Raw genomic sequence first — 26866 nt, forward strand, 5'->3', positions numbered from 1 at the left:
AATGCTTAATGAACCTGATCCAGTGGGGTCTGACTTTCATTGGTACGCCATTCAACGAGTGCCTTCAAAGCAAGCGTCAGTAAAGCCAATAAAGTCAACAAAGAAGCGACTGCAAATGCAGCGGCAAAGTTATATTCGTTATACAAAATCTCAACTTGCAAAGGCATGGTGTTGGTCTCACCACGGATGTGTCCCGATACCACAGAAACGGCACCAAACTCACCCATTGCACGTGCATTACACAAAATCACGCCATACAACAAACCCCATTTAATGTTGGGCAATGTCACATGCCAGAAAGTCTGCCAGCCCGACGCACCCAACACCAAGGCGGCTTCTTCTTCCTCACTGCCTTGTGACTGCATCAAAGGAATCAACTCGCGCGCAACAAAAGGAAACGTCACAAAAATCGTCGCCAACACAATGCCCGGCACGGCGAACAAAATCTTGATATCGTGATCACGCAACCACTCACCAAACCATCCTTGCGCACCAAACAGCAAAACGTAAATCAAACCTGAAATCACCGGTGACACAGAGAATGGCAAATCAATCAATGTCAGCAATACACTTTTGCCTCTGAACTCAAATTTGGCGATCGTCCATGCGGCAGCGACACCAAACACCAGATTCAGCGGAACAGAAATACCCGCAGCGATCAGGGTGAGACGGATCGCCGATAAAGCATCCGGATCAGTCACGGATTCGAGATAGACCTGCCATCCCTTTTTAAACGCTTCTGTAAACACGGCCACTAATGGCACAAATAAAAATAAGGTCAGAAAGCCGAAAGCGATCAACATCAGGGTATAGCGGATCCAACGTGGTTCGGTTGTCGCCGCCAGGCTCAGTGGTGGCTCAATGCGACGACCTACTGTCGTTGGTTGTACTGAAATAGCACTCATTACACACTCCCTGATGATTGACGACGACGCATCCACGCTTGCAACGCATTGATCGTCAATAACAAACTAAATGACAACATCAACATCACTACCGCAATCGCCGTTGCACCGGCATAGTCGTATTGTTCCAATTTAGTAATCATGAACAGCGGCGTGATTTCCGAAATCATCGGCATATTGCCGGCAATGAAAATGACCGAACCGTATTCGCCAGTAGCGCGAGCGAAGGCCAGCGCAAAGCCTGTCATGAGGGCAGGTAAAATCGTCGGCAACGTCACACGCACAAAGGTTTGCCAGTGGCTTGCGCCCAAGCTCAGAGCGGCTTCTTCGAGTTCTTTTTCTGCTTCTTCTAAGACAGGTTGTACGGTACGGACCACAAAAGGCAAACCGATAAACGTTAAGGCAACAAGAACACCCAACGGCGTGAACGCCACCTTGATGCCCAAGGGAGCCAACAAATGCCCTATCCAGCCATTTGGCGCATACAGCGTGGCTAAGGTGATACCAGCGACAGCCGTCGGTAAAGCAAAGGGCAAATCGACCATCGCATCAATAAATCGCTTGCCTGGAAATTCGTAGCGAACAAGCACCCAAGAGACAATCCCACCAAACAAAACATTGATTAACGCCGCCAAAAACGACGCACCAAAAGTCAGCCGATAGGAGGCAACAACGCGGTCAGAGCTGATCGTGTCCCAAAATGCCTGCCACGTCATCGTGAACGTTTTCAGGAACACGGCTGACAGCGGAATAAGCACGATCAGTCCGAGATAAAACAAGGTAAAGCCCAGCGACAAGTGAAAGCCAGGGATCACTCGCTTGCGGGTCGATACAGGTGATGAGGTCGTTACAGCCAATGCCATGTCTAGCCTTCAAGAGAGGACAGCCCGAAAGCCATCCCGGTAGCATCGTGGCAGCGTGTGTGGATGGGTCAAATGCCAGACCAACAACGCTTCGCACACAGCGACAGCGATCCGCTGTGCCTTTGTCGTTGGCTACCTTGCCGGGAGGATTTCTTCTTTGTCCTAATTACGAAATCAACTAAAGAACGGACATATTGGCAGGTTTTAGATATATGAAAAACGAATTTTTTGTTATGTCTTTAGACGTTTAACGCATAACGAACCGCATTAGACGCACAAACGGTCCAGCGCAATGGCCGTTTCTGGTGGCGATGTGGCGTCAGCATCGGCGATCAATGTTGCTCTAGGTTGATCAAATAAGAAACCCTGCACAAAATACGGATGCACGGTGTTCAGCGCTTGTTGTAGGTGCGTCCATTGGCGATCTGTTTCGATTTTTCGGAAAATCACCTGACATTGGCTGCGATCAGCCTGTTCTAATAAGGCCAGTTGTGCAGCTGGATGATGCGCAGTACTGACGTCCACTTTCAAGGAATCGGGTCGGACCCGCGCCAGTAAATCACTTCCCTGCTCCACCGTGGCCGCATTGACGCCAATACGAAAACCATTTCGGCGATAATTCTCAGCAACATGGGCTAACACCCAACGTTGGCTGGGTGTTATTTGCGGTAACTGCAAGACAATCTGCTGGTGAGGCAGCTCAAGGACATCCAGAATCCGACGAAAGGCCGCTCCGTGATTCCCTTCAACAGCCGCTAATAGACGACTATGCACGCTTAAAAACAAATCCAACTCACCCACAGTTTGTTGGCGATAAAAGTTAATCGTATGCAGTAAGCGGCATAAGCGATCAAGCTCAACGGATTCTTCATCGTTGGCGACATAGTCGAGCAGTCGCCAGATATTGAGTCCTTGATCGTTTGGATCATAGCTACGCGCATAGCCTTCAAAAGCCACAACACGTAAATCATCACCAGCACGGATGGCCTGAAATGCACTGGTCAGACTTGCATTAAAGTAGCGCCCGCGGGCCCTTCCTTGATCATCCAGCCATAAGTTACTGCTGGCCAATGCGCCCTGCAAGCGGCTCAGATAATGTTGTAAAGTCACGTGTTGCATCGTCTTTATCCTCGTGGGTTCTACTGTCTGACGTCAATCCCCGCTTGTCTTTACAGCTTAGCGATCGACACTTCCGTCGCTTTGACTAAGGCAACGACTTCCGTACCAATCACCAGATTGAGATCTCTGATCGACCGAGTCGTGATCACCGACGTCACGATACCGGCGGGCGTCTCTACGTCGACCTCAGACACGACAGATCCTTCGATAATCGCTTTGATTTTGCCGCGAAATTGGTTACGAACATTAATAGCTTGAATTGTCATGATGAACTTTCTTTTGAGTGAGATGCTGTGTCGTTGTCCAATGACAGATCAACGACCAGCGCAAAATACATAAAGCAACAAAAATAGAAAAATAAAAAGCGCTAGTCTCTACACCGCCCACGCCAATGGATTAAAGGTTGCTAACCCCGACGATGCTAAGGCCTCTTCCGCCTCGCCAAGGCCATCGCCACCATCGCCATCATCAGCAGATGGACGACGTAAAACACGTTTTAATATGTGATCTTCCAACTCTGCAAAGTGCGCATCACCGCGGGCGCGAGGTCGTGGCAGATTCACTTTCAGATCAAGGCTGACCTTACCCTCCTCGATCAAAATGACACGGTCTGCCAACGCGATCGCCTCCTGAACATCATGCGTCACCAATAAGGCAGTAAATCCTTGCTCTTGCCATAATTGCTCAATGAGCGTCTGCATCTCAATACGAGTGAGCGCATCTAAGGCCCCTAACGGCTCATCTAACAATAACAACGACGGTTGATGAATCAAGGCACGCGCCAAGGCCACGCGTTGCCGCTGACCACCGGATAAGATGGATGGCCATTCAGAAGCACGGTCTGCCAAATCGACTTTCGCTAACGCGGCTTGTGCGATTTTTTTTGTATGATCACCATCACCAGATAAGCCGAGCCGAACGTTATCTAGTACCGTTTTCCATGGCAGCAGACGCGCATCCTGAAACATCACACGTGTCCCGCTATCTTCAATGCTTGGTGACGAGACAGTAGATTGATCGTGACCGAGTTGTAAGGTCCCTGCATCAGCGCGTTCTAAGCCCGCCAACAAACGTAATAAAGTGCTTTTACCGCAGCCACTCCGTCCAATGACAGCAACAAATTCGCCCGGTGCGATATGGAGATCAAGCGACTTCAATACCTGACGGTCAGCATACGATTTTTGTACCCGACGCAAATCAATGGTGGTACCGGTTGGGCGATCTGACGTCACCGTTAAACGACCATTGACGGTCAATTCATGATCGTCATCCAGTTCCTGACGTAAGGCAGCAATCCGCGCAACGGTCGATGAGGAATATGCCAGTAGATCAGCCATGACGATGTTTCCTTTGATAACCCGGATGCCAGCGCAATGTACGATATTCAATCGCTCGCGACAGACTATCCGCTAATTTACCCAACAAGGCATATAACAAAATACCCACCAATACGACATCCGTTTGTAAAAACTCTCGGGCATTCATGGTCATATAACCGATACCTGCTTGCGCAGAGATCGTTTCCGCGACAATCAACAACACCCACACCAATCCCAATGCAAACCGCACGCCTACTAAGATCGACGGTAAGGCACCAGGCAAAATCACATCGCGGTATAAGCCCCAACCAGAGAGCCCATAGCTACGAGCCATTTCGATTAAGCCCTTATCGACTGACCGAATCCCGTGAAATGTGTTCAGATACACAGGAAAAAATACACCCACGGATACCAAAAACAATTTGGCCGTTTCATCGATCCCAAACCATAAAATGACCAAGGGTAAAAGAGCCAGCGCTGGAATATTACGGACCATTTGTAGTGTCGTATCGATTAATGTCTCGGCCGTCTTAAACGTTCCAGTCAACAAACCGAGTGCTAACCCTAAACCACCCCCAACCAAGAATCCCGAGACAGCGCGCCACAAACTAGTTTTGACATGAATAAAAATTTCGCCCGATACCGTGAGGCTCCAAAACGCTTTCACTACCGCAAGTGGCTCTGGCAAAATCCGGCTCGATAAATAACCAAACTGCGCAGCCAGTTGCCAACCAATGATCAGAAAAAATGGTACCGCCCACGGTAACAACCAAGGTGTGACGTGCTGTAGTAACCGGCTCAAGTTGCTCAAGATGGCCGCGACGTCATCGCCAATGACCGATGAGGGACGATCATTGACTGAGACACGTTCCGCAACACTCGGATCCGCTGCGACCTCGCTGACTTCTGTAATAAATGGTCCCACTTCTGTGACTCCTCTTGACGCTTCCTGTGTACCTTGCATTTAGCTTTGTGACACTTTGGGTGCAATACCATTGGCCATGATTTCACCGAACGGTCCCGTCACAGAACTCGTCACGCGTGGTAAAGCTTTACCGATCAATGGGAATACCAATTCTGCAAACCGATACGACTCTTCAAGATGCGGATAGCCGGAGAAAATAAAGGTGTCGATACCCAGATCCGCATATTCCTTGATCCGTGCAGCGACTGTTTCCGGATCACCCACCAAGGCAGTACCCGCACCACCACGCACCAAACCAACACCTGCCCAGAGATTCGGAGAGACCTCTAATTTGTCGCGCTTGCCACCGTGCAAAGCAACCATCCGTTGCTGCCCAACGGAATCCATTTTCGCAAACGCTTTTTGTGCACGAGCGATCACGTCATCGTCAACATAACGAATTAAATCATTCGCTGCTGCCCACGCTTCTTCATTGGTTTCACGCACAATCACATGCAAGCGGATACCAAAGCGCAGCGTGCGTCCATGCTTTGCAGCACGTGCGCGCATGTCGGCGATTTTTTCGGCGACGGCAGCAGGTGGTTCGCCCCAAGTCAGGTACACATCCACTTGCTCAGCAGCGAGTTCATGCGCAGGCTCCGATGAGCCACCGAAATACAACGGAGGATGGGGCGTCTGCACGGGGGGATACAGTGTTTTCGCCCCTTTGACATTCAGGTGTTTCCCTTGGAAATCATAGCCAGCATCACCACCCTCTCCGGCTAACGATGCGCGCCAAATACGTAAAAATTCATCGGTAATCTCATAGCGCTTTGCGTGATCAGCCCACAGTCCGTCCGCTTCAAGCTCACCCTGATCGCCACCGGTAACGATGTTGATGAGTAAGCGTCCGTTGGACAAGCGATCAAAGGTGGAGGCCATCCGCACAGCCAGTCCAGGTGTCGTCAGGCCAGGTCGCAAGGCCACTAAAAATTTCAGTTTGCGTGTGGCACTCATGAGGCTAGATGCAACAACCCACGCGTCTTCGCAAGAGCGACCTGTTGGCAGTAATACCCCATCGTAACCTTGGGTATCGGCCGCTACAGCGATTTGACGCAAATAATCGTAATTGATATCGCGTGCGCCTTGCGTTGTTCCTAAATAGCGGCTATCGCCATGGGTAGGGATAAACCAAAAAATATTGAGACTCATGATGTGCTCCTTATTTATTGCTGAATTTGATATCAATGACAGCGTCTTTTATTTGGATCTTTTTGGGAATTAATTTCAGGTCAGCGAAAGTGTCCGCAATACTTTGCTGCTCTCGAATAACTTGTTCTGTGATCGGCTGAACGTGAAAGCTGAAGCGTCCATTGGATAACTCGACCACATCCGCTGGTAACCCTGTCTGCGCAGAGAAAATCGTCGATGTTTCTTTGACGTTTTGCAGTATCCAAGCATCTGCCCTCGCGAGCTCATCAAGTAAGGCTTTGAGTACATCTGGACGCTTTTGGGCGTAAGGACGGGAGGCTAAATAGAACTGATGGTTACTCACGATGCCTTTGCCATCGGACAGAATGCGTGCACCAAGTTGCTTTTCTGCTGCGGCTAAGAATGGGTCCCAAATCGCCCACGCATCGACGCTGCCGCGTTCAAATGCCGCACGGGCATCCGCCGGTGGTAGGAAAATCGTTTCAATATCGCGGTAAGCAACACCCGCTTTTTCTAAGGCCTTCACCAGGAGATAGTGAACATTCGATCCTTTATTAAGGACGACTTTTTTTCCTTTGAGCTCAGCAACCGATTTAATCGATGAATTCTTTGGTACGACAATCGCCTCTCCACCCGGCGCTGCTGGCTCATTGGCGACATACACCAAATCCGCTCCCGCTGCCTGCGCAAAAATCGGCGGGGCTTCACCGGTCGTGCCAAAATCAATACTGCCAACATTAAGCCCTTCCAGCAATTGTGGCCCCGCAGTAAATTCCGTCCATTTCACATCGACACCCAAGGTGGCTAACCGTTTTTCCAGCGCTCCTGTTCCCTTGAGAATCGTCAACGGACCGTATTTTTGATAACCAATACGAAGCGTGCTCGTTGGCTTATTTTGAGCCAAGCCCGAGGTGCTCACGCTGGTCAAACCAGCCGCCACCATCGCGGACAGCAAGGCAATGGTGTGGCGACGTTTTTCTTGGTGATCGGTCATTTCGCTATCCTTCTCGGATGAAATTGTTTGTACTGTTGGCTCACATGAAAAAGGCGAAGACGATACTGCCCCCTGCATCACTTAAGTGCATTCTCTCTCAGGTGAGTGACGATATTTTTTCTGTGGATGAACGGCGCTAGGCTCGCTTACACCGTCAGCGGTTCAACGCGGCTCGACTCTTCTTGAGCGATTCGCCCCTGTTGTGCATAGTGGCATTGCAAACTATCAAGCAATGTATCAACACCTTGTGCAACCCGCTTTTCAATCTCTGAAGCAATCTGCAGACCTGTCGTCTCATTCCAAACGACCTGCGCCTCTGTCGCGTAAATACTTTGCAGAACATGGTGTGCACCGAGTGCTTGCAAGATCGGGCGGAGACCGTAATCCAATGCCAGCATGTGCGACTGACCACCCCCTACTGCTAACGGCAACACAATCTTTCCCGCCAACCCTTCTTGCGGCAACACATCCAAGAAGGTTTTCAGCAAGCCGCTGTAGGCAGCCTTGTAGATCGGTGTAGCAATGACAATCGCGTCCGCTTGCTTAATGAGTTGTTGCGCGGCCTGCAGTTCGGGATCACTAAAATCAGCGTGCATCAAGGCTTGTGCGGGCAGATCGCGGACATGGATACTCACCGTGCGTTCGCCACGCTCATTGAGCCGTTCACCGATATGATGAAGCAAACGACCAGAACGCGATGGCGTCGAAGGACTACCAGAGAGAAGAAGGATAGACATACGTTATTCTTTCAAAAAAACGGACCGCGCCAGGGCAGTAAGGCACCGACGCGGTAGCCGCTTTATTTTTTTCCATTCAGGTAAATCTGATCAAAAATCCCACCATCGGCAAAATGATCTTTTTGCGCTTTGGTCCAACCACCAAACGTATCATCGACATTGAACAATTTAATCGCGGGGAAAGTGCTCGCAAATTTTTTCGCTGCACGTTCGTCGCTTGGACGATAGAAGTTAGCGCCGATAATGTCTTGTGCTGCATCGGTGTAAAGGAAGTTCAGATAGGCCTCTGCAACCTTACGTGTGCCGTGTTTGTCGACTACTTTATCAACCACAGAAACTGGAGGTTCCGCTAACACACTGATCGATGGCGTGATGATTTCATATTTATCAGCACCAAATTCTTTCAATGCTAAATGAGCCTCGTTTTCCCACGACAACAAGACATCGCCGATACCACGTTCCGTAAAGGTGACTGTTGCACCACGCGCACCCGAGTCTAATACTGGGACGTTTTTAAACAGCTTAGATACATACTCTTTAGCAGTTGCCGGTGTACCGCCTGGTGCCTTTTGCGCATAGCCCCACGCTGCCAAATACGACCAACGTGCACCACCGGAAGTTTTTGGATTGGCAGTAATCACCGACACACCTGGTTTGATCAGGTCTGGCCAATCTTTAATGCCTTTGGGATTTCCTTTGCGTACCAAAAAGACGATCGTTGACGTGTAAGGTGTTGCATGATGCGGCAACCGTTGTTGCCAATTCTTGGCTAACAAACCTCGTTCAGCAATCGCATCCACGTCATACGCCAGCGCCAACGTGACCACGTCCGCGTCAAGACCATCGATCACAGAGCGAGCCTGTTTACCCGAACCACCATGGGATTGCTTGATAGTGACTTTGTCGCCAGTCTTTGCCTGCCATTGTTTGGCAAAGGCTTGGTTCACATCCAAAAATAACTCACGCGTCGGGTCATAAGAGACGTTAAGCAGCGTGATATCGGCACTATGTGCCGCGACTGGTAACAGTGTGGAAACGCCAAGTACGAGAGTGCTCAGCAAACGAGTGAAGCGAGTTGATTGTTTTCTTGTAATCTGCATTGGATATCCCATGTGAGTAATTCAATCTGGGTTGCAGAATAAAGCGCTGCTTTATATTTGAAAACGAAGTTTTTCGTGGATTCATATTCAAATTTCATATAAAGAGCGTCATCAGCAGACTTTTCTGGTCTCGGCTACTATTGCATTCTCATTATTAGGAGTCCGACATGTACAGCAAACTCATCATTAGTATGGCGTTACTCGCAGGTTTTTCCGGCAGCGCATTTGCCGATACACCGGAAGCATGTCCCGCCATTCTGCATCACACCTTCAACCGCCTGCAGGACGACAGCCCACAAGATTTGTGTCAATACAAAGGAAAAGTGGCACTGGTCGTCAACACGGCCAGTTATTGTGGCTTTACCAACCAATACGAAGGCCTAGAAAAAATGTACGCGAAATACGCGGACAAAGGCTTAGTGGTCTTGGGTTTCCCCTCCAACGATTTTGGTAAACAAGAGCCAGGCTCCAGCAAAGAAATCGCCGACTTCTGCTACAACACCTATGGCGTGAAATTCCCGATGTTTGCGAAATCGTCCGTGAAGGGTGACCAGGTCAATCCTTTACACGCCGAGTTAATCAAAGCGACGGGGACAACACCGAAATGGAATTTCTACAAGTATCTGATTGACCGTAAAGGAAACGTTGTTCAGGCGTATTCGAGCATCACTACACCGGATGACAAAAAACTAGTAGCCGACATCGAAAAGGCGCTCGCGCAATAAGCAGATGATTGAACGGTCTTGTTGTCCTGCGCGTTGATGAGTGACTCAGTAGTCTCGTCATACTCCGCGCAGGTGAGCCACAGTTTCACTATCGTCATACTCCGCGCGAGCAATCCACACTTTTACTATCGTCATACTCCGCGCAGGCGGAGTATCCAGTGCGCGGCAGCGCTTTTCATCGGTAATAGGTTCTCATACGTCGATAAGGTGCTCACGCACCACTGGGCTCCCGCCTGCGCGGGAGCGACGGGGGGGCGGGAGCAACGGCGGGTACTGGAATGACGGCGAGGTGGGTGTGACGGTGGGGTGGGTGTGACGGCGAGGTGGGCGAGAACGATGCTGTGCGAGGGCGGGTAAGACCACCCCCAGTGCCGTCCTACAACCAGATTAAAGTGCACTTCCCCGCGCGTTTTCGGATAAAAATCCACCAATCGTCGCGTGCACCATGGCATCGACGATCTGCTCATGTGTTAACTTTTTATCCCGCAACAAAAACTCCATCGTCGGGTCGCAGGCGCGTGAGTACAGGGTATATACCAAGACGTCATCGGGTACCAATGGGGTCAACGCGCCCTGTTCACGTGCTGCGGCGACCATGGCGTGAAAGCGCTTATGGACCTTCAGTGCCACCATCACGTAATCAAGATTGAGCATCAAACTACGTTGCAATGTCAGGCTCGTTGAGGGCAAATGAGGAACACCACCTTGCAAACGTAAACGTAACGACCACGCCAGAATGTGTTTGATTTTTTCAATTGCCGACTGAGTTTCTGGCAATTTTTCCAATTCTTCTAAGGTCGCTTTGAGCAAGCGCGTCAGGGCAGCAGCGGCGAGGCGTTCTTTGGATGAAAAGTGTTTGTACAGACTGCCTTTGGCAATCCCAACGGCATCCGCGACATCATCCATCGTCATCAGGTCATAGCCTTTTTCAGATAAAAGACGATTCACCGCGTCGATGATGGCTTCTTCACGTGCGTCAAACTGTTGTTTTTTAAAGGGAATTTTTATTTTCATTATTTTTTCTGCACAAAAGAAGACTTTGTAGTATATTTTGTGACTGATGAGTCACGAAATGAAATTAACGGTCATATTTTATCCCATGCGGTAAATCTTCGCCGACTTAATTCAATTCGTGTGCAGCAAATGCATGTCGTTTCACCACAACGCAGGGTCTCTTGCCATGTCAATTGATGGTAATGAGACAAAGTTGCTGATGAAAACAACGCATGACGTGTTATTGGTTTACGATGACGTTGCCATACCAGCAATGTCCATGACTTCATTTGATAAAAAGCGAGACAGCCTTATGACCAACATCGCGGTGATTGGCTCCGGTATTTCCGGACTTTCATGTGCTTATGAGCTGAGTAAAGCAGGCTACGAAGTCAGCTTATTTGAAGCCAATGATTACTTTGGTGGTCATACGCATACAGTGGACGTGTCACTTGAGGGGCATACTTATGGCGTCGACACGGGTTTTCTGGTGTTCAACCACAAAACTTACCCGAATTTGGTGCGTTTATTCGCAGAGCTTGAGATCGACACTGCAGCAACGGATATGTCCTTCTCCGTCAAAATGCCGCTCGGTCGTCGAACACTGGAGTGGGGTGGTGCAGATCTGAGTACGGTGTTCGCGCAAAAACGTAATCTGCTCAGTCCAGGATTTTTGCGTATGCTGCGCGACATACTGCGTTTCAATAAGCAAACCACGGCACTCGCCCTGAGCAAAGATCAACAAGAATTCCAAACGCCGCTCGGTACCTTCTTAGACCAACACCATTACAGCCAAGAATTCCGCCATTGGTATCTGTTGCCGATGGCCGCATGCATTTGGTCATGCCCTACCGCGACGATGATGGCGTTTCCCGTGGCGTCGTTTGTGAATTTCTGCCATAACCACGGTCTTCTGCAAGTCACGGATCGCCCGCAGTGGTACACCGTGCGTGGTGGTGCCAAGCATTATGTCGAGAAAATGCTTCCCCACATTGCCCATCGCTATTTGCATACTCCTGTCAAAGCGGTCTACGCCAACCCAGCTGGAAAAATGGTGGTCCACTCTGCCAATGGCTTGCAAGAATTCAATGATGTCGTGATGGCGACGCACAGTGATCAAAGTGTAAAACTGCTGACCGATGCCAATGAACTTGAAAAGCAAATTCTGTCTGCGGTGAAATACCAGCCGAATCGCGCTGTTCTGCATACGGATAGTCGCTTCTTACCTGACAATAAAAAAACGTGGTCCGCTTGGAATTACCAAAGTAAGACGGGCGATGAAAGCCGCGTTTGTGTGCATTATCTGCTCAACCAGTTACAGCCATTACCATTTAAGACACCAGTGATCGTGACGCTCAATCCCATTGAGGAACCTCGGGCAGATCAGATCATTGATAGTTATGACTACGCGCATCCAGTGTTTGATAAAGCGGCGGTTCGTGCGCAGCAACAATTGCCCACGATCCAAGGCAAACGCGGGGTGTGGTTTGCTGGTGCATGGACAAATTATGGATTCCATGAAGATGGTTTGAAATCAGGTTTGAACGTGGCAACAGCAATCACTGCCCGCGATGCAACCGATTATCACCCTGCTGAAAGCAAAGCCGCCTGAGATGATTTCTCCCTTGTCCACTGCTGAAACCGCGCCTGTGCGATTGTGCATTGGTGAAGTCGCGCATACACGTCTTCGCCCAGCGAAAAATGCGTTTCGATACGGCGTCTATTTTTTACGTGTATCTGTGCGTGCCATGGCTACCTCAGCAGCGCTCACACAGAGCCGCTGGTTTTCTCATAACCGCTTTAACTTATTGTCCTTTTTTGACAAAGACCACGGCGATGGCCAGCAACCCTTGAGTGACTGGATTGATCAGCTATTGGAGAACGAAGGCATCCACGATGCCAAAGGCGACATCTGGCTTCAGTGTTTCCCGCGTGTATTTGGTTATGTCTTTAACCCTGTTTCATTCTGGTTTTGCCACCGTATGGATGGCAGCTTACGCGCCATCGTGTGCGAGGTCTGCAATACGTTTGGTGAAAAGCACATGTACTTGCTAGAACACGGCCAAACCATGACCAATGGCGAAGAGTTGCGAGCAAAAAAAATCTTTCATGTGTCGCCGTTTTGTCCCGTCGAAGGGGGATACCGTTTTCGCTTCTCTGAAAAAATGCGTGCAAGTGACGGTTCGACAAGACCACACCATGTCGCAAGAATCGACTATGACGATGCTGCTGGCCCTCTGCTACTGACCAGTATCATTGGCACCGAAGTACCGCTAACCGACAAAAATATCGTGTCTTTGATATTCCGTTATCCGCTGATGACCTTAGGGGTCGTGGTCAAAATCCATGTACAGGCACTACGACTCTTTATCAAACGCGTTCCATTCTTTTCCAAACCACTTCCACCAGCCAAAGAGGTGAGCCGATGAGCACAATACACCCCACTGTCACATCGACGACGATTCATGAAAACCATTTAGATATGGCCCATTTTCCTGCTGAGGCGCGCTTTGTAGTCAGCTTGCTCAACAAGCTTGAACACGGCTCATTGACCATCCAATTTCCAGACGGACAGATCGCCCACTTTGGTCGTGCGGATGACGGCAATCGGCATGTCAGCCTGAATCTGAAAAACTGGCAAATCTACCGCGCTGTTCTCAAATCCGGAGATATTGGTTTTGCTGAAAGCTATATCGCTGGTCATTGGACTAGCAATCATTTAGCGGGGCTCATCGAACTGATTACCCGCAATCGCGGTCATCTTGAATCCGTGATTTATGGCACATGGTGGGGTAATTTGCTCTATCGGATTAAGCACTTCCTTAACCGCAATTCAAAAGCAGGTAGCAAAAAAAATATTCACGCGCATTACGATATCGGCAATGACTTTTATCGCTTGTGGCTCGATCCTTCGATGACCTACTCCAGCGCGCTCTTCTCGGGCGATCAGGTCGACAATCTGCATGATGCGCAACAAACGAAATACCGCCGAATTCTGGACCAGTTGGCGCTTCCACCGAATGCAAAAGTGTTAGAAATCGGCTGTGGTTGGGGTGGCTTTGCAGAAATGGCGACAAGAGACGCCAATGCGCACGTGACGGGCCTGACGCTCTCCACAGAACAGTTGCACTTTGCCCATGAACGTCTTCAACGGGCTGGTTTACGTAATCGTAGCAACTTACAGATTCAAGATTACCGTGATGCCCATGGCGACTATGATGCGATCGCCTCGATTGAAATGTTTGAGGCCGTTGGCGAAGAGTACTGGCCAGGCTACTTCTCGTGTTTGCAACGTAATTTGAAACAAGGTGGACGTGCCTGTGTACAAAGTATTGTGATTGCGGATGAGTTATTTGAACGCTACCGCAAGGGTACGGATTTTATCCAGCAATATATTTTCCCGGGTGGGATGTTGCCGTCTATCGAGATTTTTCAAAAGCTCGCGAACGACCACGGTTTAGAAGTGATCGATACCTTTACGTTTGGTCTTGACTACGCGCGGACTTTATTAGAGTGGCGTAAAACCTTTATGGAGAAAATCGCAGAAGTGAAAGCCCAAGGGTTTGATGATGAATTTATCCGAACCTGGGAATTTTATCTGGCGTATTGCGAAGCGGGATTCCGTGCAGGCAATATCGATGTAGCGCAATTTACGTTGGTCAAAAAATGATTCCCCGCCGCAGGTCACTGATGTCGGCTTGCGCGTTATGGCTATGTTGCGCAGGTCTGCCAATCGCTTTTGCGGATGCGCCCGTCGCTGCGCCACCCCACATTGCTTCTGAGTTGCCCCAAGCTGGACTCAAAGGAAGCGGTACGTATCGGTGGTTTGGTCTCAGTATTTACGATGCGAGTTTATGGACAGGGCCAGAGCCTTTGACCGACTGGCAAAAGCAAAAGATCGCCTTAGATCTGCGGTATGCCAGAAATTTAGTCGGACACCGGATCGCCGATGCGAGCGCACAGGAAATGGAAAAGTTACATCAGGGGAGCACTGCACAGCGCCAGCAATGGCTGCGTCAGATGACAAGCTTGTTTCCGGATGTAAAAGAAGGCACGCACATCACTGGGATGTATGTCCCTAGTGAAGGGGCAAAATTTTATGTGGATGGAAAGTTATTGGGAGAGATTCGCGATGCGGAATTTGCGCGCGCCTTTTTTGCCATCTGGCTTGATCCACAAACTTCCGCACCAGAGTTAAGAAAAAAGTTACTCGGCCTCACTCCGCCATCCCACTGATCCCACTGAATTTCCGCACTCATAAGGACGTATCATGAAATCCTCATTCACCCTGCGCTGCTTAGCAGTACTCAGCCTGCTGTTGCTGCTGACGTCGTGTGCCAGCAATTTCGATCCGGCCATCTATCGGCAAGAAAAACCTGCATTAGATTTAAGGACCTATTTCAACGGTACCGTTGATGCATGGGGCATGTTTCAGGACCGTTCAGGAAAAATCGTCAAACGCTTTACGGTAGTCATGCAATGCCAATGGGAAGGTGACACAGGAACACTCGATGAAGCCTTTGACTATGCGGACGGCACCAAACAACGCCGCGTCTGGACGTTGAAACAAACGGGTAAAAATCGCTTCATCGGTACTGCTGCGGACGTCATCGGCAATGCCGAAGGGATCGTTTCAGGCAACACCCTGCATTGGAATTATGTGTTGGCCTTGCCCGTGGACGGCAGTATCTACCACGTGGATTTTGATGACACGATGGTACTCATGGATAACAAAGTCATGCTCAATCGCGCCATCATGCGTAAATTCGGCGTCGAACTTGGTAGCGTGACCTTGTCCTTTACCAAGCGTGAAGGCCGTCCGTAATGAACCCGCCCATCAACGATTGGAAACAACGACGCGTCTGGGTCATCGGCGCTTCGACGGGCATTGGTGCTGAAACGGCAAAACGCCTTCTTAGCTACGGTGCGGAAGTCGCTTTATCTGCGCGGCAATTACTGGGTCTGCAAGAAACGGCAAAAGGCTACCCACAAGCCATCATCGAACCTGTCGACATCACCGACCTCGCAAGCTTGCAAGCTGCCCATGCACGCCTTCTCCAACGTTGGCAAGGGATCGATTTAGTGTTGATCGTTGCGGGGACGTATAACGAAATGCGTGCCGATAGTTTTGATATGGCGGCGGCAAACCAACTATTAGACATCAATATTCGTGGCGTTTATCATTGCCTTGACGTCGTTTTGCCAACGTTTTTACAGCAAGGCCATGGCGGTATTGGGATCGTTGGCTCGGTGGCGGGATTATCGGGCTTACCCAAGGCACTGGTCTATGGTCCAAGCAAAGCCGCGATCATCAATTTATGTGAATCACTGTATATGGATTTACGCCCCCATCATGTCGCGGTCTATCTGATCAACCCAGGCTTTGTCGCGACACCACTGACAGAGAAAAATGATTTTGAGATGCCCGCGTTAATGACCGCCCACGACGCCGCCGCTGCTCTGGTGGATGGGCTGGAGAAGGGTGACTTTCATATTCACTTTCCAAAGCGTTTTACCAATTGGTTACGGTTAGCGCGATTACTTCCCTACCGCGCTTATTTTTATCTGGTGCATAAAGTCACCGGTCTATGAGGAAACCTAATGATGGATCACCAAGCCAGCTTACAACAAGTGGTACAGTTTTTTGAAACGCTAACGCCAAAACAAGCGAAGGATTTGTCGCGGATTTATACCTTGGATGCTTACTTCAAAGATCCATTTAACGAAGTACGCGGCCTTGAGGCAGTGACGCGTATTTTTGAGCACATGTTTGTTCAGGTAGAACAGCCCCGTTTCAAAATCACGTCGACCGTACTCCAAGACGACGCGGCATTTTTGTGTTGGGATTTTTATTTTTACATGAAAAAATTCAAACCCGAGGAGCAATGCATTCGCGGTGCAACGCATATTCGTTTTGCACCCGATGGCAAGGTCCACATGCACCGAGATTATTGGGATGCGGCAGAAGAGTTATACGAAAAGTTGCCGGTGCTTGGCGGTTTGATGCGATGGTTGAAGCGAGTAGCAAATAAATAATCCACTTCAGTACGACGAGAGGGGCGGCAAACCCAAGCCCCTCCGTCACAGTGTACTACTTAGATCGTCGCCCCTAAGCGCGTTCCCTGATTAATCGCCCGCTTTGCATCTAACTCTGCCGCAACATCTGCGCCACCAATCAAATGCACCGTTTTGCCCGCTGCAACTAACGCGGCCTGCAAATCACGACGTGGCTCTTGGCCTGCACATAAAATCACATTGTCCACGGGTAAAGTTTTTGGCTGACCATCAACAGTGACATGCAAACCCTCGTCGTCAATTTTGTTGTAAGTCACACCGGCGTACATATGGACGCCATGGTTTTTGAGCCCTGTGCGGTGAATCCATCCCGTCGTTTTGCCAAGGCCATCACCCACTTTCGAGGTTTTACGTTGCAGTAAAAAGATCGTGCGCGGTGATTTTTCGATGTGCGGTTCAGTCAGACCTCCGACATGTTGGTAATCGGTATCGACACCCCATTCTGCAAAGAATTTTTTCGGATCAAGGCTGGCACTCTTCCCTGCATGGCTGAGGTATTCAGCGACGTCGAAGCCGATACCACCTGCACCGATAATCGCAACGGTTTTACCAACAGGTGCTTTCGATTTGATCACGTCAATATAGCTCAACACTTTGGGATGGGTGACACCCTCAATGTCAGGTGTTCGTGGCGTAATACCGGTCGCTAAAACGACTTCATCAAAGCCACTCAATTCTTCCGCATTCACGAAGGTATTCAAACGCAATTGCACACCCGTTAACACGATTTGTTTTGCGAAGTAGCGCAAGGTTTCATAGAACTCTTCTTTCCCTGGTACTTGCTTTGCAATATTGAATTGCCCACCAATTTCTGATGCTGCATCAAACAAGGTCACCAGATGACCACGTTGAGCGGCAGTGGTCGCAAAGCTCAAGCCTGCTGGACCGGCACCGACGACAGCAATTTTCTTCGGTGCGGTCACGGGCGCATCGATAATTTCGGTCTCATGGCATGCACGTGGGTTGACCAAACATGAGGTCAATTTGCCACCAAAGGTGTGATCAAGACAGGCTTGGTTACAGCCAATGCAGGTATTGATCTCGTCGGCTTTACCCTGCTCTGCTTTACGGAAAAACATCGGATCAGCCAGCAATGGACGCGCCATCGACACCATGTCGCAGAAGTTATCTGCCAATAATTGCTCAGCGACCTCTGGCGTGTTGATACGGTTTGTCGCGACCAATGGAATAGTGACGTGACCTTTGAGTTTTTGTGTCACCCATGCAAACGCCGCACGGGGCACTTTCGTCGCGATCGTTGGAATACGGGCTTCATGCCAGCCGATCCCTGTGTTGATAATGGTGGCACCGGCTGCTTCAATCGCTTTGGCGAGTTGAATGACTTCTTCTAACGTTGAGCCACCTTCCACCAGATCGAGCATGGATAAACGATAAATAATGATAAAGTTCGCGCCTACTTTTTCACGGATACGGCGGACGATCTCTACAGGAAAACGAATACGGTTTTCATAAGCACCGCCCCATTCGTCATCGCGTTGGTTGGTGCGTGCAGCGATAAATTCGTTGATCAGATAACCCTCTGATCCCATCACTTCGACACCATCGTATCCTGCAAACTGCGCCAGTCCAGCACAACGGACAAAGTCACTGATCGTTTCTTCGACCTCTTCCGTCGTCAGGGCATGCGGTGTGAATGGGTTAATTGGTGCTTTGATTGCACTAGGTGCGACGAGACTTGGCTGATAGGAATAGCGACCGAAATGCAAAATTTGCATGGCGATTTTTCCGCCAGCTGCATGCACAGCATCTGTCACGATTTGATGGTGAACGGCTTCGGCTTCGGTGGTTAACATCGCACCACCATGCATAGGACGCGCCCGTTCGTTCGGTGCAATCCCGCCGGTGACCATCAATGCCACGCCACCACGTGCCCGTTCCGAGTAAAACGCGGCCATCCGTTCAAATCCATGATCAACTTCTTCAAGACCAACGTGCATCGAACCCATGATCAAGCGATTCGGTAAGGTCGTAAATCCCAGATCTAATGGCTTTGTCAGGTGCGGATAAAAAGACATGGCGTTTCCTTCTTCGGTAAGTGGGCTGACAACAAGAGCAACATTAACGCGAGAAAGGCGTCGTTGCTCATGTTGGTGGGTTTCCTATGCGGTCGGTAATTCTGTCATCAGCACTCACAATAGGGTGAATGCAAAAAGAATACAGAAAAGAATAGCGAAAGAACGTTGTTTATGCAACCAGTTGCATATAAAATCGATGTCAAACCACATCGAGCAGGCACTCTAACTTTGTCTTTTTATGTCTTTACAGCACGCTTTACTCACATCTCTGGTCGAAAAACCCTGTTCTGGCTACGAACTAGCACGACGTTTCGATAAATCGATCGGCTATTTTTGGCATGCGACCCATCAACAGATTTATCGCGAATTGGCACGCATGGAAGAACAAGGCTGGGTGCAGTCCACCGAAGTGGAAGGAGGGCGTGCCGGAAAGAAAGAATTTGCGGTCTTGCCAGCGGGACGAGAAGAGTTGCAGCGCTGGGCCGCGGAGCAAAGCGATCCAATCCGCCTGCGCGATGACATGATGGTCAAGCTGCGGGCAGATGCGGCGGTGGGACCATTGGGCTTGGCAGACGAGTTTGCGCGTCGCCTTCGTATGCACGAGCAAGAATTACATACCTACCGCGACATTGAACAACGTGATTTCAGCACCACGCCGCTCTCGCGTGAAGCACAAATTCATTATTTGATTCTCAAGGCAGGTATCGCCTTTGAAGAAAGCCGCGTGCAATGGACAAAAGAAGCGATTGCCATGTTACGCGGTGACGAAAGCACTTGATCGTATGTCTGATGCACGGCACATAAAAAAAGAGCCGACCAGTTGATTCCTGACCAGCTCTTCTATTGTGTGGTGGATGCGTTGTCAGATTGACCTGAAAGCGTCGATCAGCGATAAAACGCTTCGACTTTACCTTTCAATTTAATCAACATTGGCTTACCCTTGCGATCGAGGGTTTTGCCAGCAGACACTTTGATCCAGCCTTCGCTGATGCAATATTCATCGACATCCATACGTTCTTTGTCGTTGAACTTGATACCAACGTCGTGCTGGAACACGTCACGGTTAAAAAATGGGCTGCTTGGATCAATCGACAAGCGGTCCGGTAATGGGGGGAGTTGAGAGATATCGTTCATAGGCGCAATTATCTACCAGAATCCAACCAAGAACAACTTCCCGCCCAGCCTTTATAGCACCGCTCTAATGAGGTGATTGATCAAGGCACCACCCACAATCAGGTAGAGAAACATCACTGCGGCTAACAACAGTGGTTTGACACCTGCCTGACGGATGGCATTGATATGCGTTGCCAATCCCAGCGCAGCAGTTGCCATCGCCAGTACCCACGTATCCAGACGCAAGCCCATGTCGCTGACGGACGCTGGCAATATGTGCAAGGAGTTGATCCCCGCAACCACGATAAACAATAAAGCAAACCAAGGAATCGTCATACGACGTGGGCGATGTGCAATTTGATCGCTTTGTCCCTGCACTTGTTTGCGATCCCACCACAATGACAAGCACACCAAAAACGGCGCCAGCATCATCACCCGTAGCATCTTGGTAATCACCGCTGATGCTGCCGTACTGTCATCCATCTGCATCCCCGCCGCAACGACTTGCCCCACATCATGCATCGTCGATCCGGTGTACATGCCGAAACTTTGCGCATCGACCAACCAACCAAGTTGATGATTTAATTGAAATAAGAAAGGATAAATAAACATCGCCAAGGTACCGAAAATCACCACGGTCGACACAGCAACAGCCACTTTGGCGGCATCGGCTTTGACGACGGACTCGGTCGCCAAAATGGCAGACGAACCACAAATCGCGCTGCCTGCGCCAATCAATATCGATGTTTTGCGGTCTAATTTGAAAACACGGGTTCCTATTTGATACGCCAGAAAAAAGGTGGAGCACAAGACGATCCCATCAATGAGCATCCCCGCCCAACCCACCTGACTTATTTGCTGAAACGTAATCCGAAAGCCGTATAAAACGATCCCGAGCTGTAACAAGCTTTTTTTCGCGAAGAGAACACCCTCCCCGGTGTGGGAAGCGATGGCTGGATAGACAGTATTACCGATCAACATTCCCAACAGCAACGCCACGGTCAGTGCAGACGCATGGGTGTGTTCAGCGATGGCTGTGTGGCTGATGCCCACCGCAATGGCAGCAATGCTGGCGGTGAGGACGATTCCGGCGAGTAGCGAGCGCTTATACATGATTGTTCTATGCTTATGCGAAAAACGATGAAGTGACGCCAGTGTAGTTTCCTTCCAAAAATAGGTAAAACAGATTATTTTGATATTCAATATCGGTTTTTCCGATTATGATTCCCATCACCTGTCGTCGTCGTCCTCGACATCAGCTTCTATTCACCACCCTCTATTCATTACGTCGCGAACCATGCATATCACGTTGCGTCAACTTGAAGTCTTTGTTGCTGTTGCCCGCACTGGCAGCGGGACAGCCGCCGCCAATCAACTGGCGCTCTCTCAATCGGCGGCCAGCAGTGCCCTCAGCGATCTCGAACAGCAACTCGGCGAACCGCTCTTTAACCGCATCGGCAAGCGCTTGCAACTCAATGAAAACGGGCGCTATCTCTTACCAAAAGCCGAAGCTTTGCTCGAAGGTGCCAACGATATCGAGCATAGTTTTAAGACTGGTGTCCCTGTGCGGTTGAGCCTCTATGCCAGTATGACCATCGGTAATGACGTGCTGCCGGGCTTAGCGGCGGCATTTCTGCGCGACGAACCAGCGAGCCGCTTGGAGATTGCGATTGGTAATTCGCAGGATGTCACTGAGGCGCTATTGAGCTTTCGGGCAGATTTTGGCCTTATTGAAGCCCCGTGCCATGACAGCCGCCTCATTGCCGAGCCGTGGCTCCATGATCAGATGCAATTGTTCTGCCATCCCAGCCACCCACTGGCCAACACAACGCCTGACCTCGCGCAATTACAGCAGGCAGCATGGATATTACGAGAACCTGGTTCTGGATCGCGTGAAGTGACCGAAGCGGCCTTTGCACCTCATTTAGGCGTGATGAATAGCGTCTTAGAATTAGGCAGTGCGGAAGCCATTATGCGGGCAGTCAGCACAGGGCTGGGTATCGCTTGCGTCTCGCGGCGCGCGATTCATGAGAAACTGTTGAGTGGTGAGTTTGCCGCGATCCATACGCCGTGGGCAGCATTAAGCAGACGGTTTTATTTGGTCTATCACCAAGAAAAAATTCTCTCAGGTGGCTTACAGCGGTTTCGAGCGCTCTGTCGTGCGAAACTCATCGAAGAGACCGACACGTCGTCTCCTTGATGAGATTTCTCACTGCGTCGCGTTACCACCCCTAGGATGTTGGCGTAACTTTTTTCGCTTTCGCTGAAGCGGTCGTTTTGCGCGTGGCAGCACCTTGGGCAGACTTGCTCGACGTTTTCTTACTGGCTGCTTTATTGCTGGCAGCGTTGTTAGCTGTCGTCTTGGTCGAAGCGGTTTTGGCCGCGGTTTTGGCCGCCGTCTTTGGTGCGGCGCTTGTTGACGCCTTGCGCTGAGAGGTGGATGTCGGCTTCGATCGAGGCTTCGATTGCGGCTTAGATTGAGGCTTCGATGTTGTGCCCCCCTCTGATGCGCTCGCTTCTGCCGTGGTCGTTGGTGACAGCGGCGTCGTCAGACCGCTCGCAAACGATGGCTCGCTTTCCAGCGCCTTCGTCACCGCTTGCTTGAACTGATCCTGCAATAAGCCCCACCATGCAGCAGGCGTGGAGAACGGCGTGCTCGTCGTGGATGCAGACTCGCTCTCTGGTGTCGGTGTCGTGGCCTCTGAGACTGGCTCAGGAGCGGCAGTGACAGAAGGTTCAGGATGTTCGGGTGGCATCTCGATGTCATCGTCGTCTTCATCCTCTTCATCTTCCACAGCAGGCTCAGGCATTTTGTGACTACCTGAGGGCATTGGCCAGTCTGCGTTGTTGCCCTTCGAGAACGGCGTTGCGGCAGAAGGTGCTGTGGCGGAGGTAGGAGGGGCTGCGGGCGCAGCAGATGACGTAGCAGACGGCGTGGTCGCCTGCTGTGCATGCTGTGCAAAAGTCTCACTTAACGACTGCAATGCCGCGAGCGTTGCACGTTGCACCTCTAAGGCTTGTATCGTGCCCCGCAGCATATTCATGTTAACGTTGAGCCAGGATTCAACCGTCTTCAGATCCTTGATTTTTTTATCAAGTTCGTCCACTGACATCGGCGGTGCCACCATGCCTGGGATATTCATACTCCCCCACAGATTCTTAATAAATCCCAGTGGATCCCCCATCGGATTCGAGCCGGATGGTTCAGTACCAGAAAACGGATTACTCATCAAAATACTCCTCAATCTTTGGGGGTCGGTCGATTAGGTGAGGGCGACACCGATACGACTGTTGTTTGCATCATCCTCTTACTTGTCCATCTTGCATGAGCTAGGCAACGCCGTCAATCTTGAATCAAAAAAAGCTTCTGTCTTAAACCCGTAGCCGCTTCCTTCATTATCAAAACGGGTACCGGTCTCGCCTTTTTTTTGCATCACTGAAACATACAAGGGCTGCAATAATTGGTGATCCTGTGCCCGCATTTGTGCGTGATGAAAACCATTATTAAAACGCGCACCTTCTAAGGCTTTGGCGACCGCGGTCGCATCGGTCGAATGAGCTGTTTGGATCGCGGTGCGCAACATCTCTATCATGACGTGCATCCGCATCAATAGGTAATCGTCTTGCGGGTTGGGATAGCGCTGCCGAAATGCTTGATAAAACGCATCGCTGTCGTTACCGCCCACATTCGGATGCCATTCGGCGACAGCACGCACACGCCCTACGCCCGCATCGCCAATGGCAGCCGGTGCCCCAAGTGCGTTGGCATAAAACGTATAAAACTTCAGGCTCATCCCTGCATCTTTGACGGCCTTCACAAGTAAGGTCAAATCATTTCCCCAGTTACCGGTCACTACCGTATCTGCACCGCTGGCTTTGATTTTAGCGACATAAGGAGAAAAATCCTTGATCTTACCGATGGGATGCAGGTCTTCACCAACGATATGAATATCCGGTCGCTTACGCGCTAACATCGCACGGGCACTCTGATTGACGCCACGTCCAAAACTATAGTCCTGTCCAATCAAATAGACATTCTTGGCACGTGAGTCATTTTTAATCACTTCCGTCAACACATCCATCCGCATATCTGCATTCGCATCAAACCGAAAATGCCAGAAGCTGCATTTGTCATTGGTGAGCGCCGGATCAACAGCAGAATAATTCAAAAACAGTACCCGTTGATCAGGTGCACGTTGATTGTGTTTATTGATGGCATCCACCAAGGCTAAGGCGACGGCGGAACTATTGCCTTGAATGACAAATGGGATATTTTGGTCTGTCACCTGCTTCAATGCGCTTAAGGACTCTTCGACACCTTGCTTATTGTCAAAGACGTTCAGCAAAAGACGATGTCGTCCATCTGGCAATATCACACCGCCCTGTGCATTGATGTGATCTATCGCTAACTGAATATTGCGCTGAACTGCCTGTCCCGCGTTAGTGAACGGTCCGCTCATTCCTTCGATCATCGCGATACGGATAGGCGATGACGGGGTATTTCCGGCATCCTTCGCAGAAACCAATGTGACCGGTGCGATCAGCAACGACAGCGAGCACACAACGGCGCAACAAGCACGGAAAGGCGAAAAGGAGGAGAACGAAAAACGCATGGTATTATTTTTCAAAAGGAGAAGTCAGCATGACATGAAAGACCGTCAGCACTACTGACCTGCATCAATAGCGAACATCTGCTATTTTACCCGTATCAATGCCCCACCCAACGACAACCTCTGGTACCCATCAGGCTTATCAACACGCTGTATGACTCTGTTTTCTTTTGTTCACCTGCCACGACGCCTGACACGACATATTCCACGCAGAATAGTTTTCTTTGCAGGGCTGGCTTTATTTTGTCATTGGTTGTTGCTTGACCGACTTTCTGACGTATCGATGTTATCGTCACCCGCGAATTCAGAACCAAAGGAAGTGACCGTAGAACTTGTTCCGGCGTCGCCCGCCGCAACAATGCCAGCACCAGCGCCAGTACCACTTGCTGCGCCAGTGACGCCACTAACAAAACAACGTCAACAACCGGCCCGACCGGTAACGTCGCCAATAACGCCAGCAACACCAGCAGATCCCTCAGAACCGATTCAACAAGCAACACCTGTTGATGCTGCCAATACACCGACAGAAACTGCATCATCGTCACTTACCCCCTCGACAACCGATATAAACAACGTCGCGACAACGTCACAGGACGCATCGACCGCGCCTGCTATACCACAAGAGAATCAGATCGATTTGTCACAGCTTCATATCGTGCCGCCCCCCTCTGGGACGATGCAGATGAAGCTGATCTATGTCGCAAAAAATATGAACCCTGTCTATGGCGTCGGGCGAATCGACTGGGTCACTGCCGATCGTCAATATGACATGCACATTGAGGCGTCACTGGATCTTCTTCTCACCACGTTGCGTCTCTATCAACTACAGAGCGAAGGATCACTCGGGGCACACGGCATTGCACCGCGTACGATGACTGAAAGTCGCCGAGGACGTAGCGAAACGGCGACCCATTTTCATGACGATACCAACATGATCAGCTTTTCTGCGACCACCAATCAAATCGCGATGACCGCCGGCGCACAGGATAAAGCGAGTATTTTTATGCAACTGGCAGGCATCGGTATCGCGTCTCCAGAACAATTCGTGGCAGGCCGTAAAGTGACGATACAAGTCGCCGAAAATCGCGAAGCCAACGCCTTTGAGTTTGTCATTCAAGGGCAAGAGGAGATCACCACGCCGCTTGGTAAAGTCATGACCTGGCATGTCATTCGCCCACCACGCCCTGGCTTTTACAATGCCACCTTAGAGCTCTGGTTCGCACCAGCGTATCATTGGTATCCATTGCAAATTCGTAATACGGAACCAAACGGTGCCGTTACCACTCAAACAGTGACACAGATTCAGTTCAATCCCACTCTGGACAAATAATATGCGTTTTTTAACTTTTTCTTCGACACTCGTCCGTCGTACGCTGATGGTGATCGGTATGCTCAGCACTTCGCTCGCTTTTAGTGCGGATGGCATCACGAAGACGCCTTTCCAAACACCCCCCGCAGCAGAGCTTCAATACACCATTAAAGCCAAACAAAGTGGCATTTCACTCGGCGGCTCAGCGAGTGTGAAATGGTTACCGACCAAAAATACATATCAGATTCTGACCGAAACACATGCCAATTTATTTGGAAAAATTTTGGATGCCAGCAGTATTGGGGCTATCGATAGTTTTGGTTTGGCACCTGAAAAATTTGTCGAAAAACGATTCGGCAAACAACCCACCACGACCACATTTGATCGTGACGCGAAAACGATACGCTTTACCGCCTCGCAAGAAACCTATTCCATCAAAGGTGGAGAACAAGATCGAACCAGTGCTACCTGGCAATTAGTCGCACAAGCACGCGCTGCCGGCGATCAATTCAAACCGGGCTCAGAATGGAAAATGTTTGTCGCCGGTCGGCGCGATGCGGAACCATGGAGTTTCAAAGTCATCGCGATCGAGAAAATCACAACGGCAATGGGTGAGCAAAATACCATCCATATTAGCAAGGCACCGCCACCAGACTCCAAAGATCAGACACTCGATATTTGGCTTGCCCCCGATCTTGAATGGTACCCAGTACGCTTAAAATTCAGCGATGCCAACGGTGAATTCATTGATCAAATGCTTGAAAGCGTCAAGAAACTATAAGCACTATGGCATGCACCTCGCTCTGGTGCATGCCTTCCCTCCCTCCTCTCCCACCTGACACACCCAGATCC

28 protein-coding genes are annotated in these 26866 nt (G+C 50.1%); 12 read left to right on the top strand and 16 right to left on the bottom strand.

The genetic code is table 11. The annotated features are described in order from the left end of the window. Positions 1-5 precede the first annotated feature (5 nt). From cysW to ACO0K2_RS14070, 10 genes are all read right to left on the bottom strand, one after another. Positions 6-905 carry a sulfate ABC transporter permease subunit CysW gene (cysW, locus tag ACO0K2_RS14025; protein WP_423019834.1) on the bottom strand — a complete coding sequence of 300 codons (900 nt, stop codon included), beginning with the start codon at positions 903-905 and terminating at the stop codon, positions 6-8. Beyond that, a complete protein-coding gene (gene cysT / locus ACO0K2_RS14030; protein WP_423019836.1) occupies positions 905-1768 on the bottom strand; it encodes a sulfate ABC transporter permease subunit CysT in 864 nt (287 codons plus the stop codon). Before cysT ends, cysW begins: the two co-directional genes overlap by 1 nt. A 267-nt stretch (positions 1769-2035) precedes the next feature. After that, positions 2036-2887 carry an EAL domain-containing protein gene (locus ACO0K2_RS14035; protein WP_423019839.1) on the bottom strand — a complete coding sequence of 284 codons (852 nt, stop codon included), beginning with the start codon at positions 2885-2887 and terminating at the stop codon, positions 2036-2038. 50 nt (positions 2888-2937) lie between these two features. Next, positions 2938-3153, bottom strand: a complete 216-nt coding sequence (locus ACO0K2_RS14040) for a TOBE domain-containing protein (RefSeq protein ID WP_423019841.1) — start codon at positions 3151-3153, stop codon at positions 2938-2940. Positions 3154-3261: 108 nt separating this feature from the next. After that, on the bottom strand, positions 3262-4224 hold the full coding sequence (locus tag ACO0K2_RS14045; RefSeq protein WP_423019843.1) for an ATP-binding cassette domain-containing protein: 963 nt from the start codon (positions 4222-4224) through the stop codon (positions 3262-3264). Beyond that, complete coding sequence (gene ssuC / locus ACO0K2_RS14050) at positions 4217-5131, bottom strand: aliphatic sulfonate ABC transporter permease SsuC (RefSeq protein WP_423019845.1); 915 nt, start codon at positions 5129-5131, stop codon at positions 4217-4219. The genes ACO0K2_RS14045 and ssuC overlap by 8 nt, the downstream gene beginning before the upstream one ends. A 39-nt stretch (positions 5132-5170) precedes the next feature. Continuing rightward, complete coding sequence (ssuD, locus tag ACO0K2_RS14055; protein WP_423019847.1) at positions 5171-6322, bottom strand: FMNH2-dependent alkanesulfonate monooxygenase; 1152 nt, start codon at positions 6320-6322, stop codon at positions 5171-5173. Positions 6323-6332: 10 nt separating this feature from the next. Then, positions 6333-7316 carry a sulfonate ABC transporter substrate-binding protein gene (locus ACO0K2_RS14060; protein ID WP_423019849.1) on the bottom strand — a complete coding sequence of 328 codons (984 nt, stop codon included), beginning with the start codon at positions 7314-7316 and terminating at the stop codon, positions 6333-6335. 146 nt (positions 7317-7462) lie between these two features. Beyond that, the gene (gene ssuE / locus ACO0K2_RS14065; protein WP_423019851.1) at positions 7463-8053 is read right to left on the bottom strand and encodes an NADPH-dependent FMN reductase; all 591 of its coding nucleotides are present in this window, start codon (positions 8051-8053) and stop codon (positions 7463-7465) included. A 62-nt stretch (positions 8054-8115) separates the two neighbouring features. Beyond that, on the bottom strand, positions 8116-9153 hold the full coding sequence (locus tag ACO0K2_RS14070) for a sulfate ABC transporter substrate-binding protein (RefSeq protein WP_423019853.1): 1038 nt from the start codon (positions 9151-9153) through the stop codon (positions 8116-8118). 191 nt (positions 9154-9344) lie between these two features. Between ACO0K2_RS14070 and ACO0K2_RS14075 the strand changes: the two genes are divergently transcribed. Then, positions 9345-9878: a glutathione peroxidase gene (locus tag ACO0K2_RS14075; RefSeq protein WP_423020137.1), complete on the top strand. Its 534-nt coding sequence runs from the start codon at positions 9345-9347 to the stop codon at positions 9876-9878. 387 nt (positions 9879-10265) lie between these two features. Here the strand turns inward: ACO0K2_RS14075 and ACO0K2_RS14080 are convergent, their stop codons facing one another. Further along, positions 10266-10892: a TetR/AcrR family transcriptional regulator gene (locus ACO0K2_RS14080; RefSeq protein WP_423019855.1), complete on the bottom strand. Its 627-nt coding sequence runs from the start codon at positions 10890-10892 to the stop codon at positions 10266-10268. Between the two features lie 259 nt (positions 10893-11151). Here ACO0K2_RS14080 and ACO0K2_RS14085 point away from each other — a divergent pair, with 259 nt between their 5' ends. The 7 genes from ACO0K2_RS14085 to ACO0K2_RS14115 are packed head-to-tail and all read left to right on the top strand — an operon-like array spanning position 11152 to position 16907. Further along, on the top strand, positions 11152-12483 hold the full coding sequence (locus ACO0K2_RS14085; protein WP_423019857.1) for an NAD(P)/FAD-dependent oxidoreductase: 1332 nt from the start codon (positions 11152-11154) through the stop codon (positions 12481-12483). Then, on the top strand, positions 12443-13300 hold the full coding sequence (locus ACO0K2_RS14090; RefSeq protein ID WP_423019859.1) for a DUF1365 domain-containing protein: 858 nt from the start codon (positions 12443-12445) through the stop codon (positions 13298-13300). The genes ACO0K2_RS14085 and ACO0K2_RS14090 overlap by 41 nt, the downstream gene beginning before the upstream one ends. Next, entirely contained in the window at positions 13297-14541 is a 1245-nt protein-coding gene (locus ACO0K2_RS14095; RefSeq protein WP_423019861.1) for a class I SAM-dependent methyltransferase, read from the top strand. Before ACO0K2_RS14090 ends, ACO0K2_RS14095 begins: the two co-directional genes overlap by 4 nt. Positions 14542-14561: 20 nt before the next feature. Beyond that, on the top strand, positions 14562-15107 hold the full coding sequence (locus tag ACO0K2_RS14100; RefSeq protein ID WP_423019863.1) for a chalcone isomerase family protein: 546 nt from the start codon (positions 14562-14564) through the stop codon (positions 15105-15107). Between the two features lie 34 nt (positions 15108-15141). Beyond that, complete coding sequence (locus tag ACO0K2_RS14105; RefSeq protein WP_423019865.1) at positions 15142-15696, top strand: DUF3833 domain-containing protein; 555 nt, start codon at positions 15142-15144, stop codon at positions 15694-15696. Continuing rightward, positions 15696-16463, top strand: coding sequence for an SDR family NAD(P)-dependent oxidoreductase (locus tag ACO0K2_RS14110; RefSeq protein ID WP_423019867.1), 768 nt, complete (start codon positions 15696-15698; stop codon positions 16461-16463). Before ACO0K2_RS14105 ends, ACO0K2_RS14110 begins: the two co-directional genes overlap by 1 nt. 9 nt (positions 16464-16472) lie before the next feature. Then, positions 16473-16907: a nuclear transport factor 2 family protein gene (locus ACO0K2_RS14115; RefSeq protein ID WP_423019869.1), complete on the top strand. Its 435-nt coding sequence runs from the start codon at positions 16473-16475 to the stop codon at positions 16905-16907. A gap of 59 nt (positions 16908-16966) precedes the next feature. Here the strand turns inward: ACO0K2_RS14115 and ACO0K2_RS14120 are convergent, their stop codons facing one another. Next, positions 16967-18982 (bottom strand): FAD-dependent oxidoreductase, encoded by a 2016-nt coding sequence (locus ACO0K2_RS14120; protein WP_423019871.1) that lies wholly within the window; start codon positions 18980-18982, stop codon positions 16967-16969. Between the two features lie 238 nt (positions 18983-19220). Between ACO0K2_RS14120 and ACO0K2_RS14125 the strand changes: the two genes are divergently transcribed. Then, a complete protein-coding gene (locus ACO0K2_RS14125; RefSeq protein ID WP_423019873.1) occupies positions 19221-19760 on the top strand; it encodes a PadR family transcriptional regulator in 540 nt (179 codons plus the stop codon). A gap of 107 nt (positions 19761-19867) precedes the next feature. Here the strand turns inward: ACO0K2_RS14125 and ACO0K2_RS14130 are convergent, their stop codons facing one another. Further along, on the bottom strand, positions 19868-20116 hold the full coding sequence (locus tag ACO0K2_RS14130) for a DUF3297 family protein (RefSeq protein ID WP_186912714.1): 249 nt from the start codon (positions 20114-20116) through the stop codon (positions 19868-19870). Between the two features lie 51 nt (positions 20117-20167). Continuing rightward, on the bottom strand, positions 20168-21208 hold the full coding sequence (locus tag ACO0K2_RS14135) for a YeiH family protein (protein WP_423019875.1): 1041 nt from the start codon (positions 21206-21208) through the stop codon (positions 20168-20170). 184 nt (positions 21209-21392) lie between these two features. Between ACO0K2_RS14135 and ACO0K2_RS14140 the strand changes: the two genes are divergently transcribed. Further along, entirely contained in the window at positions 21393-22295 is a 903-nt protein-coding gene (locus ACO0K2_RS14140; RefSeq protein WP_423019877.1) for a LysR family transcriptional regulator, read from the top strand. 31 nt (positions 22296-22326) lie between these two features. On the opposite strand, the gene ACO0K2_RS14145 is transcribed toward ACO0K2_RS14140, so the two are convergent. Beyond that, positions 22327-23325 (bottom strand): PhaM family polyhydroxyalkanoate granule multifunctional regulatory protein, encoded by a 999-nt coding sequence (locus tag ACO0K2_RS14145; RefSeq protein WP_423019879.1) that lies wholly within the window; start codon positions 23323-23325, stop codon positions 22327-22329. Between the two features lie 78 nt (positions 23326-23403). Then, a complete protein-coding gene (locus tag ACO0K2_RS14150) occupies positions 23404-24708 on the bottom strand; it encodes a branched-chain amino acid ABC transporter substrate-binding protein (RefSeq protein WP_423019881.1) in 1305 nt (434 codons plus the stop codon). A gap of 151 nt (positions 24709-24859) precedes the next feature. Here ACO0K2_RS14150 and ACO0K2_RS14155 point away from each other — a divergent pair, with 151 nt between their 5' ends. Continuing rightward, positions 24860-26035 (top strand): DUF3108 domain-containing protein, encoded by a 1176-nt coding sequence (locus ACO0K2_RS14155; RefSeq protein WP_423019883.1) that lies wholly within the window; start codon positions 24860-24862, stop codon positions 26033-26035. Between the two features lies 1 nt (position 26036). After that, a complete protein-coding gene (locus tag ACO0K2_RS14160; protein ID WP_423019885.1) occupies positions 26037-26795 on the top strand; it encodes a DUF3108 domain-containing protein in 759 nt (252 codons plus the stop codon). The last annotated feature ends 71 nt before the right edge of the window (positions 26796-26866 follow it).

The sequence above is a fragment of the Undibacterium sp. MH2W genome, assembly GCF_049340215.1.
GTDB lineage: Bacteria > Pseudomonadota > Gammaproteobacteria > Burkholderiales > Burkholderiaceae_D > Undibacterium.

Coding starts and splice junctions, on each gene's coding strand:
- cysW (WP_423019834.1), bottom strand. CDS start 905: ATGAGTGCTATTTCAGTACAACCAACGACAGTAGGTCGTCGCATTGAG.
- cysT (WP_423019836.1), bottom strand. CDS start 1,768: ATGGCATTGGCTGTAACGACCTCATCACCTGTATCGACCCGCAAGCGA.
- ACO0K2_RS14035 (WP_423019839.1), bottom strand. CDS start 2,887: ATGCAACACGTGACTTTACAACATTATCTGAGCCGCTTGCAGGGCGCA.
- ACO0K2_RS14040 (WP_423019841.1), bottom strand. CDS start 3,153: ATGACAATTCAAGCTATTAATGTTCGTAACCAATTTCGCGGCAAAATC.
- ACO0K2_RS14045 (WP_423019843.1), bottom strand. CDS start 4,224: ATGGCTGATCTACTGGCATATTCCTCATCGACCGTTGCGCGGATTGCT.
- ssuD (WP_423019847.1), bottom strand. CDS start 6,322: ATGAGTCTCAATATTTTTTGGTTTATCCCTACCCATGGCGATAGCCGC.
- ACO0K2_RS14060 (WP_423019849.1), bottom strand. CDS start 7,316: ATGACCGATCACCAAGAAAAACGTCGCCACACCATTGCCTTGCTGTCC.
- ssuE (WP_423019851.1), bottom strand. CDS start 8,053: ATGTCTATCCTTCTTCTCTCTGGTAGTCCTTCGACGCCATCGCGTTCT.
- ACO0K2_RS14070 (WP_423019853.1), bottom strand. CDS start 9,153: ATGCAGATTACAAGAAAACAATCAACTCGCTTCACTCGTTTGCTGAGC.
- ACO0K2_RS14075 (WP_423020137.1), top strand. CDS start 9,345: ATGGCGTTACTCGCAGGTTTTTCCGGCAGCGCATTTGCCGATACACCG.
- ACO0K2_RS14080 (WP_423019855.1), bottom strand. CDS start 10,892: ATGAAAATAAAAATTCCCTTTAAAAAACAACAGTTTGACGCACGTGAA.
- ACO0K2_RS14085 (WP_423019857.1), top strand. CDS start 11,152: ATGACTTCATTTGATAAAAAGCGAGACAGCCTTATGACCAACATCGCG.
- ACO0K2_RS14090 (WP_423019859.1), top strand. CDS start 12,443: ATGCAACCGATTATCACCCTGCTGAAAGCAAAGCCGCCTGAGATGATT.
- ACO0K2_RS14095 (WP_423019861.1), top strand. CDS start 13,297: ATGAGCACAATACACCCCACTGTCACATCGACGACGATTCATGAAAAC.
- ACO0K2_RS14100 (WP_423019863.1), top strand. CDS start 14,562: ATGTCGGCTTGCGCGTTATGGCTATGTTGCGCAGGTCTGCCAATCGCT.
- ACO0K2_RS14105 (WP_423019865.1), top strand. CDS start 15,142: ATGAAATCCTCATTCACCCTGCGCTGCTTAGCAGTACTCAGCCTGCTG.
- ACO0K2_RS14110 (WP_423019867.1), top strand. CDS start 15,696: ATGAACCCGCCCATCAACGATTGGAAACAACGACGCGTCTGGGTCATC.
- ACO0K2_RS14115 (WP_423019869.1), top strand. CDS start 16,473: ATGATGGATCACCAAGCCAGCTTACAACAAGTGGTACAGTTTTTTGAA.
- ACO0K2_RS14120 (WP_423019871.1), bottom strand. CDS start 18,982: ATGTCTTTTTATCCGCACCTGACAAAGCCATTAGATCTGGGATTTACG.
- ACO0K2_RS14125 (WP_423019873.1), top strand. CDS start 19,221: ATGTCTTTACAGCACGCTTTACTCACATCTCTGGTCGAAAAACCCTGT.
- ACO0K2_RS14130 (WP_186912714.1), bottom strand. CDS start 20,116: ATGAACGATATCTCTCAACTCCCCCCATTACCGGACCGCTTGTCGATT.
- ACO0K2_RS14135 (WP_423019875.1), bottom strand. CDS start 21,208: ATGTATAAGCGCTCGCTACTCGCCGGAATCGTCCTCACCGCCAGCATT.
- ACO0K2_RS14140 (WP_423019877.1), top strand. CDS start 21,393: ATGCATATCACGTTGCGTCAACTTGAAGTCTTTGTTGCTGTTGCCCGC.
- ACO0K2_RS14145 (WP_423019879.1), bottom strand. CDS start 23,325: ATGAGTAATCCGTTTTCTGGTACTGAACCATCCGGCTCGAATCCGATG.
- ACO0K2_RS14150 (WP_423019881.1), bottom strand. CDS start 24,708: ATGCGTTTTTCGTTCTCCTCCTTTTCGCCTTTCCGTGCTTGTTGCGCC.
- ACO0K2_RS14155 (WP_423019883.1), top strand. CDS start 24,860: ATGACTCTGTTTTCTTTTGTTCACCTGCCACGACGCCTGACACGACAT.
- ACO0K2_RS14160 (WP_423019885.1), top strand. CDS start 26,037: ATGCGTTTTTTAACTTTTTCTTCGACACTCGTCCGTCGTACGCTGATG.